13 protein-coding genes are annotated in these 12454 nt (G+C 72.3%); 4 read left to right on the forward strand and 9 right to left on the reverse strand.

Going from position 1 to position 12454, the window contains the following annotated elements; genetic code table 11:
• Window positions 1–88: 88 nt before the first annotated feature.
• The 3 genes from AB0946_RS25565 to rimP all read right to left on the reverse strand — a co-directional run bounded on the left by AB0946_RS25565 (window position 89) and on the right by rimP (window position 2024).
• Complete coding sequence (locus tag AB0946_RS25565; protein WP_366762989.1) at window positions 89–385, reverse strand: YlxR family protein; 297 nt, start codon at window positions 383–385, stop codon at window positions 89–91.
• A gap of 122 nt (window positions 386–507) precedes the next feature.
• Window positions 508–1494, reverse strand: a complete 987-nt coding sequence (gene nusA / locus AB0946_RS25570) for a transcription termination factor NusA (RefSeq protein ID WP_103811098.1) — start codon at window positions 1492–1494, stop codon at window positions 508–510.
• A gap of 2 nt (window positions 1495–1496) precedes the next feature.
• Complete coding sequence (gene rimP / locus AB0946_RS25575; RefSeq protein ID WP_366762990.1) at window positions 1497–2024, reverse strand: ribosome maturation factor RimP; 528 nt, start codon at window positions 2022–2024, stop codon at window positions 1497–1499.
• A gap of 230 nt (window positions 2025–2254) precedes the next feature.
• On the opposite strand from rimP, the gene AB0946_RS25580 reads away from it, so the two are divergent.
• The 3 genes from AB0946_RS25580 (at window position 2255) to AB0946_RS25590 (ending at window position 4266) form a co-directional block, all read left to right on the forward strand.
• Window positions 2255–2755 carry a hypothetical protein gene (locus AB0946_RS25580; protein ID WP_366762991.1) on the forward strand — a complete coding sequence of 167 codons (501 nt, stop codon included), beginning with the start codon at window positions 2255–2257 and terminating at the stop codon, window positions 2753–2755.
• Window positions 2752–3252: a ferritin-like domain-containing protein gene (locus AB0946_RS25585; protein WP_366762992.1), complete on the forward strand. Its 501-nt coding sequence runs from the start codon at window positions 2752–2754 to the stop codon at window positions 3250–3252. The genes AB0946_RS25580 and AB0946_RS25585 overlap by 4 nt, the downstream gene beginning before the upstream one ends.
• Before the next feature lie 114 nt (window positions 3253–3366).
• Window positions 3367–4266 carry an aminoglycoside phosphotransferase family protein gene (locus tag AB0946_RS25590; protein ID WP_366762993.1) on the forward strand — a complete coding sequence of 300 codons (900 nt, stop codon included), beginning with the start codon at window positions 3367–3369 and terminating at the stop codon, window positions 4264–4266.
• Window positions 4267–4453: 187 nt separating this feature from the next.
• Here AB0946_RS25590 and AB0946_RS25595 read toward each other — a convergent pair whose 3' ends face one another.
• The 6 genes from AB0946_RS25595 to dxr all read right to left on the reverse strand — a co-directional run bounded on the left by AB0946_RS25595 (window position 4454) and on the right by dxr (window position 11810).
• Window positions 4454–6160 (reverse strand): proline--tRNA ligase, encoded by a 1707-nt coding sequence (locus AB0946_RS25595; RefSeq protein WP_366762994.1) that lies wholly within the window; start codon window positions 6158–6160, stop codon window positions 4454–4456.
• Between the two features lie 73 nt (window positions 6161–6233).
• Window positions 6234–6764, reverse strand: a complete 531-nt coding sequence (locus tag AB0946_RS25600) for a GNAT family N-acetyltransferase (protein WP_366762996.1) — start codon at window positions 6762–6764, stop codon at window positions 6234–6236.
• A 20-nt stretch (window positions 6765–6784) separates the two neighbouring features.
• On the reverse strand, window positions 6785–7633 hold the full coding sequence (locus tag AB0946_RS25605) for a GNAT family N-acetyltransferase (RefSeq protein WP_366762997.1): 849 nt from the start codon (window positions 7631–7633) through the stop codon (window positions 6785–6787).
• A gap of 198 nt (window positions 7634–7831) precedes the next feature.
• A complete protein-coding gene (ispG, locus tag AB0946_RS25610) occupies window positions 7832–8989 on the reverse strand; it encodes a flavodoxin-dependent (E)-4-hydroxy-3-methylbut-2-enyl-diphosphate synthase (RefSeq protein WP_171152349.1) in 1158 nt (385 codons plus the stop codon).
• A gap of 251 nt (window positions 8990–9240) precedes the next feature.
• Complete coding sequence (locus tag AB0946_RS25615; protein WP_366762999.1) at window positions 9241–10542, reverse strand: site-2 protease family protein; 1302 nt, start codon at window positions 10540–10542, stop codon at window positions 9241–9243.
• On the reverse strand, window positions 10539–11810 hold the full coding sequence (gene dxr, locus AB0946_RS25620) for a 1-deoxy-D-xylulose-5-phosphate reductoisomerase (protein ID WP_366763000.1): 1272 nt from the start codon (window positions 11808–11810) through the stop codon (window positions 10539–10541). Before dxr ends, AB0946_RS25615 begins: the two co-directional genes overlap by 4 nt.
• Before the next feature lie 172 nt (window positions 11811–11982).
• Between dxr and AB0946_RS25625 the strand changes: the two genes are divergently transcribed.
• Window positions 11983–12441: a lamin tail domain-containing protein gene (locus AB0946_RS25625; RefSeq protein ID WP_366763001.1), complete on the forward strand. Its 459-nt coding sequence runs from the start codon at window positions 11983–11985 to the stop codon at window positions 12439–12441.
• The last annotated feature ends 13 nt before the right edge of the window (window positions 12442–12454 follow it).

The raw sequence follows: 12454 nt of genomic DNA on the forward strand, positions 1-12454 counted from the left end.
ATCGCGTACTCATCGAGTGCTCATCGCAATCTCGACCTGCTTTCGACTCGCGAGGTACCAGACCGCACGGGGTTCCGTGCGGCTTGTCTTACGGCGTTGCCTGCTCGGCAACTGTTGTCTGCTCGACGTATCGGCGCAACGCCTTTGTGTCGAGCGGTCCCGGGACGCGCAGTGCCCGCGGGAACGCCCGGCGGCGTACCGCCTGGTCGAGACAGACCATGGCGGGGTGTACGTACGCACCCCGGCCGGGCAGCGTACCGCGAGGATCGGGGACGCATGCGTCCCCGGTCTTCACGATCCGCAGGAGATCGTTCTTGGCCGCCCGCTCCCGGCACCCCACACAGGTGCGTTCAGGGCATGCTCCGGCGTGCGTCCGGCCAGACACAGTTAAGTCTACCTCCCCGTACCGACCTCACCCCTTCGGGGCAAAAATCGAACGGCTGTTGTCGTGATCTCAGCGCCGGGCGGCTTGGATCTATTCCCCGGCGCCCCGGGCTGCTGCCCGGTCTACTCCCCGGCCTGCTCGGTGTCGGGCCGGATGTCGATCCGCCAGCCGGTCAGCCGGGCCGCCAGGCGGGCGTTCTGGCCCTCCTTGCCGATCGCCAGCGACAGCTGGTAGTCCGGCACGGTCACCCGCGCGGACCGGGCGGCCATGTCCACGACCTCCACCTTGCTCACCCGAGCGGGTGACAGGGCGTTCGCGACCATCTCCGCCGGGTCGTCCGACCAGTCGACGATGTCGATCTTCTCACCGTTCAGCTCGCCCATCACGTTGCGCACCCGGCCGCCCATGGGGCCGATGCAGGCACCCTTGGCGTTCAGGCCCGAACGGGTGGACCGTACGGCGATCTTGGTGCGGTGACCGGCCTCACGGGCGATCGCGGCGATCTCCACGGATCCGTCGGCGATCTCCGGCACCTCCAGGGCGAAGAGCTTCTTCACCAGGTTCGGGTGCGTACGGGAGAGGGTGACGGACGGCCCGCGCACACCCTTGGCCACCCGGACGACGTACGACCGCAGGCGCATGCCGTGCGGGTAGGTCTCGCCGGGCACCTGCTCCTGCACCGGCAGGATGGCCTCCAGCTTGCCGATGTCCACCAGCACGTTCTTCGGGTCGCGGCCCTGCTGGACGACACCGGTGACGATGTCGCCCTCGCGGCCGGCGTACTCGCCGAGCGTCGCGTCGTCCTCCGCGTCGCGCAGCCGCTGGAGGATCACCTGCTTGGCGGTGGTGGCGGCGATGCGGCCGAAGCCGGACGGGGTGTCGTCGAACTCCCGGGGCTCCTGCCCCTCGGCGAGGTCCTCGGGGTCCTCCTTCGCCCACACGGTCACATGCCCGGTCTCCCGGTTGAGCTCCACGCGCGCGTGCCGGCGGCTTCCCTCGGTGCGGTGGTAGGCGATGAGGAGGGCCGACTCGATCGCCTCGACCAGCAGGTCGAAGGAGATCTCCTTCTCCCGAACCAAGCCCCGCAGGGCGCTCATGTCGATGTCCACGGCTACGCCTCCTCCTCTTCCTTCATGTTCTTCTCGCCGGCCGTGCCGGCGCTGTCCTTGCGGTTGAACTCGACCTGCACGCGCGCCCTGGCGATCTCCGGGAAGCCGAGTCTGCGGGCGGTGGCCTTGCGGCCCTTCACACCGGGCACCTCGACGTCGACGCCCTCGTCGTCGACCTCCAGGATCCGCGCGACCAGCTCGCCGCCCTCCGTGAGCTGGAACTTCACGAGCCGGTCGACGGCGCGCACGAAGTGCCGGTGCTCGGTGAGGAGGCGCTCCGCGCCGGGGGTTCCGACCTCCAGGTCGTACGCCGCGTCACCCATCGCGTTCGTCTCGTCCAGCTTCGCCGAGAGCGCGCGGCTCACATCGGCGATGGCGTCCAGATCCGCCCCGGTGTCGGAGTCGACGACCACGCGCAGCACCCGCTTGCGTCCGACGGAGTCCACGGCGATCTCTTCGAGATCCAGCCCCTGGGAGGTGACGAGCGGTTCCAGCAGCTCTCGCAGCCTCTCGCTCTGGGTGGTGCTCATCCGGGTGACTCCTCGGCCGCGTGTGCTGTTGTGGGTTGGGTCGCGTGTCTGATCAAAGCGTACTGCCTCCGGCGGGGGCCGGTTCGCAGGCCGGTCCGGGGCGGTTCGCGGGCGGGTGCGGTCGGCCGCCGAGCCGGTGACGCGGGGCGGGGGGCCTCGCGGGTACCGTGATCAACGGCGGGCCGGCGTTCCCGCCCGTCTGTTCGTACGAGCCCCCGAGGACGTCAGCCGTGCCGTACCCCCCGCCTCCGCGTGTGCCCCCTGGGCCGCGCAGAAGAACCCTGCTCGCCTCGGCCGCCGGCGGCGCCCTGCTGGTGGGCTGCTCGTCCGGACCCGGGTCCGGCGACGACGGTCCGTCGGCCACGCAGCGGGCACGCGCGCGTGCGGCGCGGGACAGCCGGGAGCTGCTGGCGCGGTACGACGCCGTGCTCGCCGCGCATCCCGGGCTGGCGGAGCGGCTGCGCCCGCTGCGGGCCCAGGTGGCGGCGCACGCGACGGCCTTCACGGACGGCAAGGCGCCCACGGCCTCCGCCACGGCCACCGCCTCGCCCGCTCCCGTCCCGGCCGGCGAGAAGGACGCGGTGGCCGGGCTGGCCGCCGCCGAGCGCGCCCTCGCCGACCGGCGCGCCAAAGACCTGCTGGAGGTGCCGGGCGAGCTGGCGCGGCTGCTGGCGTCGGTCGCGGCGGCCGGGGCCGCGCACGCGTACCTGCTGACGGAGGGGGCCAGGTGAGCGACGGGACCGGGCAGACCGGGAACGCCGAGCTGACCGCGTTGCAGGCCGCGCTGGCCGCGGAGCACGCGGCGGTGTACGGGTACGGCGTCGTGGGCGGACGGATCGGCGAGCCGCGCCGGGCGGAGGCGCGGTCGGCGTACGACGCCCACCGCGCGCGCCGGGACGCGCTGGTGCGCGCCGTGCGCGACCTGGGCGGCGCACCGGTCGCCGCGAGCGCCGCGTACGCGCTGCCGTTCCCGGTCGAGGACGGGCCGGCCGCGCTGCGGCTGGCCGCGCGGCTGGAGGAGCGGGTGGCCGGCGTCTACTCGGACCTGGTGCGGGCCACGAGCGGCGCACGTCGGGCCGACGCGGCCGGAGCGCTGCGGGAGGCCGCGGTGCGGGCGGTGCGCTGGAGCGGGGGGAGCGTAGCCTTCCCTGGTCTGGCCGAGCGGTCCGGCGAGCGGACGGGCGCGGCCGGCACGGCACCGTCGCCGTCCGGGTCGCCGGCCCGCTGACCGCCGGCACGGCGGCGGACGGCAGGACGGCACCGGGCACGATCGGAACGGGATCAGGACGGGAGACTCGGGCGGGGTCCCGGCAGCACAGGAGACGAAGGGAACGACTCGCGCATGGCTTTCGAACCGCCGCAGCGCCTGGTGCGGGCGCTCGGTGAGACGGCACCGGCCGGGGACGACTGGCTGGCGGGGCTGCCCACGGCGGCCGAGCGGGCCGTCGCCCGGCGCGAGTTGACCGTCGAGCGGGTGCAGGTGCCGGGCGGGCGCAGCAGCCTGGTGGTGCTGGTGCGGCGGGCTGACGGTACCCCGGCCGTGCTGAAGCTCGCGCCGCCCCGGGCCCGCCCGGAGAGCGAGCGCGCGGCGCTGGCCCACTGGGGCGGGCTGGGCGCCGTACAGCTGCTGGAAGCGGAGGCGGAGGACGGGGCGCTGCTGCTGGAGCGGCTGCATCCGGACGTGTCGGTGCGGTCGTTGCCGGAGGCCAGGGCGCTGCTGGAGGCGGCGGGGACGCTGCGCAGGCTGTGGGTCGCGCCGCCGGCCGGGCATGTCTTCGAGACCGTCGCCGAGCGGACCGGGCGCCAGGCGGTGGCGATGCGGGCGGGCGCCGAGACCGACCCGGAGGCGGCCCCGCTGGTGGCGGCGGCCCTCGCCGCCCGTGCCGAGCTGCTGGCCGCGCCGCCCGAGCACCTGCTGCTGCACGGCACGTTCCGGCAGAGCAAGGTGCTCTCCGGGGAGCGGATGCCCTGGCTCGCGGTGGGCCCGGACCCGGTGGTCGGCGAGAGCGCCTTCGATCTGGCGCGGCTGGTGCGGGACCGGGTGGAGGACCTGATCGCGGCGTCGTCCGGGCCGTCCACCACCCGGCGCCGCATCAAGCGGCTCGCCGAGTCGCTGGAGGTCGACCAGGAACGGCTGCGGGGCTGGACGCTGTTCCGGGCGGTGGAGTCCGGGGTACGGGCCCGCCGGGTCGGCCGCGAGAAGGACGCGGAACTCCTGCTGGAGTTCGCGAGCTGGCTCTAGCCGGGCCGCGGCACCGGGATCGGCCGGCTGCGCGGCGCGGCGCCATCGAGCCGAGCCGGGCGGCGCCCGGCCCGCGCGGGCCGTGCCGGCGGCGGAGGGCGCCGACGCGAGGGGCCCCGTGCGAGCGCAGGGCCCACGGGACACCCCGGGCGGAACCCGGGGTGTCCCTCACTACTGCCGCTGCCGCCTACCGCGCGGTCAGGCGGGCGATCGCTTCTTCGACCGTCAGTTCCTCGCGCTCGCCGGTCCTGCGGTCCTTCAGCTCCAGGACGCCCTCGCCGGAGCGGCGGCCGGCGACCAGGATCTGCGGGACGCCGATCAGCTCCGCGTCGGTGAACTTCACGCCCGGGGAGACCCCGGCGCGGTCGTCCACCAGGACGCGGACGCCCGCGGCGGCGAGCTTGTCGGAGACCTCGAGGGCCAGCTCGGTCTGGAGCGCCTTGCCGGCGGCGACGACGTGCACGTCGGCCGGGGCGATCTCCTTGGGCCAGACCAGGCCGTGCTCGTCGGCGGTCTGCTCGGCGAGCGCGGCGACGGCACGGGAGACGCCGATGCCGTAGGAGCCCATGGTGACGCGGACCGGCTTGCCGTTCTGGCCGAGGACGTCCAGCTTGAGGGCGTCGGTGTACTTGCGGCCCAGCTGGAAGATGTGGCCGATCTCGATGGCGCGGTCCAGCTTCAGGCCGGTGCCGCACCTCGGGCAGGGGTCGCCCTCCTGGACCACCACGACGTCCACGTACTCGTCGACCTCGAAGTCCCGGCCGGCGACGACGTTCTTGGCGTGCGTGTGCTCCTTGTTGGCGCCGGTGATCCAGGCGGTGCCGGGGGCCACGCGCGGGTCGGCGATGTACTTCACCTTCTCGCCCAGGCCCTGCGGGCCCACGTAGCCACGGACCAGGTCGGCGCGCTCGGCGAAGTCCGCCTCGGTGACCATCTCGACGGCGGCCGGGGCGAAGTGCGCCTCGACCTTGCCCAGGTCCACCTCGCGGTCCCCGGGCACGCCGACGGCGACGATCTCTCCGTCCACCTTGACCAGCAGGTTCTTCAGCGTGGCGGAGGCCGGGACGCCGAGCGAGGCGGCCAGCGTCTCGATGGTCGGGGTGTCGGGGGTCGGGATGTCCTCGGCGGCGGGCACGCCGGAGGCGTCCACCGGCTTCAGCTCGTACGTGATCGCCTCGGTGTTGGCGGCGAAGTCGCAGTTGGGGCAGTCGGCGAAGGTGTCCTCGCCGGCCTCGGCCGGGGCGAGGAACTCCTCGGACTTCGAGCCGCCCATGGCGCCGGCGGTGGCCGCGACGATGCGGTAGTCGAGGCCGAGGCGCGCGAAGACGCGCCGGTAGGCCTCGCGGTGCAGGGCGTAGGACCGGGCGAGGCCCTCGTCGTCCAGGTCGAAGGAGTACGAGTCCTTCATCAGGAACTCGCGGCCGCGCAGGATGCCGGCGCGGGGGCGGGCCTCGTCACGGAACTTGGTCTGGATCTGGTACAGGATCACCGGCAGGTCCTTGTAGGACGTGCACTGGTCCTTGACCAGGAGGGTGAAGATCTCCTCGTGGGTGGGGCCGAGGAGGTAGTCGCCGCCCTTGCGGTCCTTGAGCCGGAACAGCTCCTGGCCGTACTCGTCCCAGCGGCCGGTGGCCTCGTAGGGCTCACGCGGCAGCAAGGCGGGCAGCGTGACCTCCTGGGCGCCGATGGCGTCCATCTCCTCGCGGACGACGCGCTCGACGTTGGCGAGGACCTTCTTGCCGAGGGGCAGCCAGCTCCAGATGCCGGCGGCGGTGCGGCGGACGTAGCCGGCGCGGACGAGGAGCTTGTGGCTGAGGACCTCGGCGTCCGCCGGGTCGTCGCGCAGCGTCTTCGCCATCAACTGGGACATGCGCTGGACCGGTGCGTTGGCCATGGTTCTCGTACTCCTGCCGGGTAAAGGTGATGGCATGGAGGTTAGCCGGGCCGCCCGTGCCGGTGGAAATCGGTTAACGCCTGCGCAGCGGCAGCGGGGCGCCCATCACGGCGTACGGCCTCGGCGCGCTCGGGAAGTGGACCTGGCGGGCGAGGTCGACGTAGCCGAGGGAGTGGTAGAGGCCGCGGGCGGGGCTGTCGGTGTCGATCGCGGAGAGGATCGAGCGGGGTTCGTCGGCGGTGTCCGTGATGGTCGTGATCAGACGCCGGCCGATGCCGCGGTTCTGGCGGTCGGGGTGGACGTGCAGTTCGGTGATGACGAAGGAGTCGTCCAGCCAGAAGTCGTTGCCGCCCGCGCGCAGGTAGGGCTCGACGACGGTGGACCACCAGTGGGTACGGCTGTTGGGCATGCCGTAGACGAAACCGACGAGCCGCCCCCGGACGGTGGCCCCGTAGGCGCGCGCGCCGCGGTACTGCATGTGCCGCTGGACGATCTGCCGGCGCACGGCGACCTCGTCCGGGCCGAGCCCGAAGGCGAGGGCTTGGACGGCGAGGGCCTCGTCCACGTGGGCGGTGAGGTCCAGGGGGCCGATCACGAGGTCCATGCGGGGAGCGTACAGGGCGGTCAGAAGAGCACGCTCATGAAGGCTCCCACCTCACGGAAGCCCACCCTGCGGTACGCCCTGCGCGCCGCGGTGTTGAAGTCGTTCACGTACAGGCTGACCACGGGGGCCACATCGGCCAGGGCGTAGCGCAGTACGGCCGCCATGCCGGGGGCCGCCAGGCCCCTGCCCCGGTACTCGGGGGCCACCCACACGCCCTGGATCTGGCAGGCCAGGGGGGTCGCCGCGCCGATCTCCGCCTTGAACACGACCCGGCCCTGGTCGTCGACGCGGGCGAAGGAGCGGCCGGAGCCGACGAGTTCGGCGACCCGGGCCTGGTAGAGCAGGCCGCCGTCGCCGGCGAGGGGCGAGACGCCGACCTCCTCGGTGAACATCGCCACGCACGCCGGCATGATCGTCTCCATCTCGTCCTTGCGGACGCGGCGGACGTACGGGTCCGGGGTGATGTCGGCCGGCATGCGGTCGGTGACCATCAGCGGCTGGTGGGCGCGGACCTCGCGGGCCGGGCCCCAGTGCGGCTCCAGCAGCCGCCACAGTGCGGCGGTGGATTCGGCGGGGCCGACGATGGAGGAGCAGCGCCGGCCGGCCCGGCGGGCGCGGTCGGCGAAGGCGCGGACGGCGCGGGGGGTGGCGCAGATCGGCACGAGGTTGGCGCCCGCATAGCACAGGGACGTGAGCATGCCGTCCTCGTACCAGCCCCACATCTCCCCGCCGAGCCGCCAGGGGTCGAGGCCCGCGACCTGGACCCGCGAGGTCACGAAGGCGTTCGCGACCGGCTCGCGGTCCAGGACGGCGAGCGCGGCGTCCAGGTCGCCGGGTTCGAGCACTCGTGAGGTGGTCTGGGTCAACACGTGCGGGGCCTCACGCTGGGGGTCTGCTGATCTCCGCACTATAGCCGCGCCTGCTTTGCGGTGCGCCTCCGAGGCCGGAGGCCGGGATCACCGGCGACCGCGGGCCGGCCGTGGCGGCTCGCGTCCACGCGGCGGAGCCGCACATCGGGCACGGCCCCGCGCCCCTTCCGGGGCGCGGTCCGACCGGCGCCGGAGAGCTCAGCCCGCCACCGACACCGACGGTTCGCCGGAGGCGACGCCCTCGGCCTCCATCTGCTCCGCCAGCTTCATGGCCTCCTCGATGAGGGTCTCCACGATCTTGGACTCGGGGACGGTCTTGATGACCTCGCCCTTGACGAAGATCTGGCCCTTGCCGTTGCCGGAGGCGACGCCGAGGTCGGCCTCGCGGGCCTCGCCGGGGCCGTTGACGACGCAGCCCATGACGGCGACGCGGAGCGGGACCTCCATGCCGGTCAGGCCGGCGGTGACCTCTTCGGCGAGCTTGTAGACGTCGACCTGGGCGCGGCCGCAGGACGGGCAGGAGACGATCTCCAGGCCGCGCTGGCGCAGGCCGAGCGACTGGAGGATCTGCAGGCCGACCTTGACCTCCTCGACCGGCGGGGCCGAGAGGGAGACCCGGATCGTGTCGCCGATGCCCTGGGAGAGCAGGGCGCCGAAGGCGACGGCCGACTTGATGGTGCCCTGGAAGGCGGGGCCGGCCTCGGTGACGCCGAGGTGGAGGGGGTAGTCGCACTGTTCGGCGAGCTGCCGGTAGGCCTCGATCATCACGACAGGGTCGTTGTGCTTGACGGAGATCTTGATGTCGCGGAAGTCGTGCTCCTCGAAGAGGGACGCCTCCCACAGCGCCGACTCGACCAGGGCCTCGGGGGTGGCCTTGCCGTACTTCTGGAGCAGGCGCCTGTCCAGGGAGCCGGCGTTGACACCGATGCGGATCGGGGTGCCGTGGTCCTTGGCGGCCTTGGCGATCTCCTTGACCTTGTCGTCGAACTGCTTGATGTTGCCGGGGTTGACGCGGACGGCGGCGCAGCCGGCCTCGATGGCGGCGAAGACGTACTTGGGCTGGAAGTGGATGTCCGCGATCACCGGGATCTGGGACTTCTTCGCGATGGTGGCGAGGGCGTCGGCGTCGTCCTGGGTGGGACAGGCCACCCGGACGATCTGGCAGCCGGACGCGGTCAGCTCGGCGATCTGCTGGAGGGTCGCGCCGATGTCGGACGTGCGGGTCGTGGTCATCGACTGGACCGAGACGGGCGCGTCTCCGCCGACCGCCACGCTTCCGACCTGGATCTGCCGGCTCTTCCGGCGCTCGGCGAGCTTGGTCGGAACGGACGGCATGCCGAGAGAAATCGCAGTCATCTGCTGTGCAACCCCAAGTCGTGGATCAAGGTCCGGTCCCGTGCAACGGCGGGCTCCAGGCTTTGAGATTACGGCACCGGGTCCCGCGTCAGCACATCCCACCCGTAAACCCACCCGATGGAATGCGGCCCGGAACCCGAGGGGTCCGGGCCGCGGTGGACAACGGGCGGCTAGGGTCTTTCGTTTGGATCAGGCCGGATCAGGGAGCGGTGCCAGGGCCCGCGAGCCCGGCATGATCCAAACGAGAGGCCCTAGGAGATCTTCACCGGGTTCACGACGTCGGCGATCAGCACCAGGACGGTGAAGCAGACGAAGATCCCGGCGACCACGTACGCCACCGGCATCAGCTTGGCGACGTCGAACGGTCCGGGGTCCGGGCGGCGCAGCACCCGGGCCAGGTTGCGCCGCAGCGACTCCCACAGGGCGCCCGCGATGTGCCCGCCGTCGAGCGGGAGCAGCGGGAGCATGTTGAACAGGAACAGGGAGAGGTTGAAGCCGGCCAGCACGAAGACGAACATGGCCAGCTGCTGTGAGGCGGGGATGTCCAGGGTGGCGATCTCGCCGGTGACCCGGGCCGCGCCGACGATGCCCATCGGGGAGTCCTGCTCGCGCGGGCCGTCGCCGAAGGCCGCGTCCCACAGGGCCGGGATCTTGCCGGGCAGGGCGACGAGGGAGTCGACGGCGTCGCCGACCCGGTCGGTCATCCAGGTCACGGACTCGCCGAAGTCCTGTTTGACCACGCCGGTGGCGGGGCTGAAGCCGAGGAAGCCGGCCTTGACGTAGCCGTCGACGTAGTTGCCGCCGGCGTCCTTCTTGGCGACCTGGTTGGTGGCGATCTTCGCGTGCAGGGTCACGTCCCGGCCGTCACGGTCGACGACGAAGGAGACGTCCTTCCCGGCGCTGTCCCGGATGAGGTCCGAGAGCGTGTTCCAGTCCTCGGTCGGCCTGCCGTCGAAGGAGACGATCCTGTCGCCCGCCTTCATGCCGGCCTGCGCGGCCGGTGACGACGGGTCGGACTTCTTGCAGCTGTCGCGGTGCTGGCTCTGCGCGATGACGCAGGGCGAGACGGATTCCACGACGGTGGTCTCCTTCTGGATGCCGAAGCCCATCAGCACCGTGAGGAAGAGGGCGACCGCGAGCACCAGGTTCATGAAGGGGCCGGCGAACATGACGATGACCCGCTTCCACGGCTTGCGCGTGTAGAACATGCGCGTCTCGTCGCCGGGCTGGAGCTCCTCGAAGGCCGCCGAGCGCGCGTCCTCGATCATGCCGCGCCACGGGGAGGTGGAGCGGGCGGAGACCCGGCCCTGGTCGTCCGGCGGGAACATGCCGATCATGCGGATGTAGCCGCCGAGCGGGATCGCCTTGATGCCGTACTCGGTGTCGCCCTTCCTGCGCGACCAGATGGTCGGGCCGAAGCCGACCATGTACTGCGGCACGCGAATGCCGAAGAGCTTGGCCGTGGACAGGTGCCCCAGCTCGTGCCAGGCGATCGAGACGAGCAGGCCGACCGCGAAGACCACTATGCCGAGGATGAACATCAAGGTCGTCATGCACGCGCCTCCGCGGTCGCCGTCGTGGCTGTGAGTTCGCGGGCCCGGGCCCTCGCCCAGGTCTCCGCTTCGAGGACGTCCGACACCGTGAGCGAGGTTCCCGTGACCGGGGTGCCGTGCTCCTCCACCACCCGGGTGACGGTATCCATGATCCCGTTGAAGGGCAGCGCGCCGCTCAGGAAGGCCGCGACGCACTCCTCGTTGGCGGCATTGAACACCGCCGGGGCCGTGCCCGCGAGCCGCCCCACGTGCCGGGCGAGGTTCACCGAGGGGAAGGCCTCGTCGTCCAGCGGGAAGAACTCCCAGGTGGACGCCTTGGTCCAGTCGAACGCGGGGGCCGCGTCCGGGACCCGTTCGGGCCAGCCCAGTCCGATGGCGATGGGCCCGCGCATGTCGGGGGGCGTCGCCTGGGCGATCGTGGATCCGTCGGTGAACTCGACCATCGAGTGGACATACGACTGCGGGTGCACGACCACCTCAATGCGGTCGAAGGGAAGGTCGTAGAGGAGGTGGGCCTCGATGACCTCCAGTCCCTTGTTGACCAGGGTCGCGGAGTTGACGGTGATGACCGGGCCCATGGCCCACGTGGGGTGGGCGAGGGCGTCCGCGACGGTGACGTGTGCCAGTTCGTCCCTGGTCCGGCCGCGGAAGGGGCCGCCGGAGGCGGTGACGACCAGCTTGCGGACGTCGGCCCGGCTGCCGGCCGCGAGCGCCTGGAAGAGGGCCGCGTGCTCGGAGTCCACCGGGATGATCTGGCCCGGCTTCGCCAGCGCGGTGACCAGCGGGCCGCCGACGATCAGCGACTCCTTGTTGGCGAGCGCGAGGGTGCGGCCCGCCTCCAGCGCGGCGAGGGTGGGCGCGAGGCCGATGGAGCCGGTGATGCCGTTGAGCACCGTGTGGCACTCGGAGGCGGCGACCTCGGTCGCCGCGTCCGCTCCGGCGAGGATCTCGGGCAGCGGCTCCCCGCCGCCGTACTCGGCCGCGAGCGCCTCGCGCAGCGCGGGGACGACGTCCTCGCGGGCGACCGCCACGGTCCGCACCCGCAGCCGGCGCGCCTGCTCGGCGAGGAGCGCCACCCGGCCGCCGTTCGCGGACAGGGCGGTGACCCGGAAGCGGTCGGGGTTGCGCAGCACGAGGTCGATGGCCTGGGTGCCGATGGATCCGGTGGAGCCGAGGATCACCACGTCCTTGGGGCCGCCGCCGGGGGCGGGGTCGTAGACGAGGTGCGGGTCGGCGAGGGGGGCCGGACGGGCGGGACTGTCGGTCATCCCCCCATTGTGGCGGCACGCGGTGACGGCCCGGACAGCGCGTCCCCCGGGCGGGCGCGTTCAGCGGAACTGTGAACACGTGGTGAAGATCATGTGATAACACTTCAGTCCTGGCCGGTCGCCGACCGGCCCGGCCACCACTTCGCGGACGACATCCTGGGGGGATCTCTCCATGCGTACTGTGCGCATACGCGCCGCCCTGCCCGCCCTCGCCGGCGCGGCCCTGCTCACCGGCACCCTGCTCAGCACCCCGGCCGAGGCCGCCGGCGGCGTGCGGATCCACCACGTGTGGTTCGACAGCCCCGGCACGGACAACCGCTCGAACAAGAGCCTGAACGCCGAGTGGGTGCAGCTGAAGAACACCAGTGGCTCGGCGGTCTCGCTCAAGGGGTGGGTGCTGAAGGACGCCTCCAACCACAAGTACGTCTTCGGCAACGTCAGGATCGGCGCCGGGAAGTACCTGAAGGTGCACACCGGCAGCGGCTCGGACACCGCGTCGGACAAGTACCAGGACCGCCGTGCCTACGTCTGGAACAACGACAAGGACACGGCGACCCTGACCAAGGCGAGCGGCAGCAAGGTGGACACCTGCTCCTGGACGACGCGGGACCCGAGCGACAAGTACTGCTAGGCATCCGGCCTGA

The sequence above is a fragment of the Streptomyces sp. NPDC046870 genome (assembly GCF_040704595.1).
Lineage (GTDB): Bacteria > Actinomycetota > Actinomycetes > Streptomycetales > Streptomycetaceae > Streptomyces > Streptomyces argyrophylli.

Bases quoted from the DNA above. Each gene is read 5' to 3' on its own strand.
- ispG (WP_171152349.1), bottom strand. From the start codon at position 8,989: ATGACTGCGATTTCTCTCGGCATGCCGTCCGTTCCGACCAAGCTCGCC.
- AB0946_RS25595 (WP_366762994.1), bottom strand. From the start codon at position 6,160: ATGGCCAACGCACCGGTCCAGCGCATGTCCCAGTTGATGGCGAAGACG.
- dxr (WP_366763000.1), bottom strand. From the start codon at position 11,810: ATGACCGACAGTCCCGCCCGTCCGGCCCCCCTCGCCGACCCGCACCTC.
- rimP (WP_366762990.1), bottom strand. From the start codon at position 2,024: ATGAGCACCACCCAGAGCGAGAGGCTGCGAGAGCTGCTGGAACCGCTC.
- AB0946_RS25615 (WP_366762999.1), bottom strand. From the start codon at position 10,542: ATGACGACCTTGATGTTCATCCTCGGCATAGTGGTCTTCGCGGTCGGC.
- AB0946_RS25590 (WP_366762993.1), top strand. From the start codon at position 3,367: ATGGCTTTCGAACCGCCGCAGCGCCTGGTGCGGGCGCTCGGTGAGACG.
- AB0946_RS25625 (WP_366763001.1), top strand. From the start codon at position 11,983: ATGCGTACTGTGCGCATACGCGCCGCCCTGCCCGCCCTCGCCGGCGCG.
- AB0946_RS25600 (WP_366762996.1), bottom strand. From the start codon at position 6,764: ATGGACCTCGTGATCGGCCCCCTGGACCTCACCGCCCACGTGGACGAG.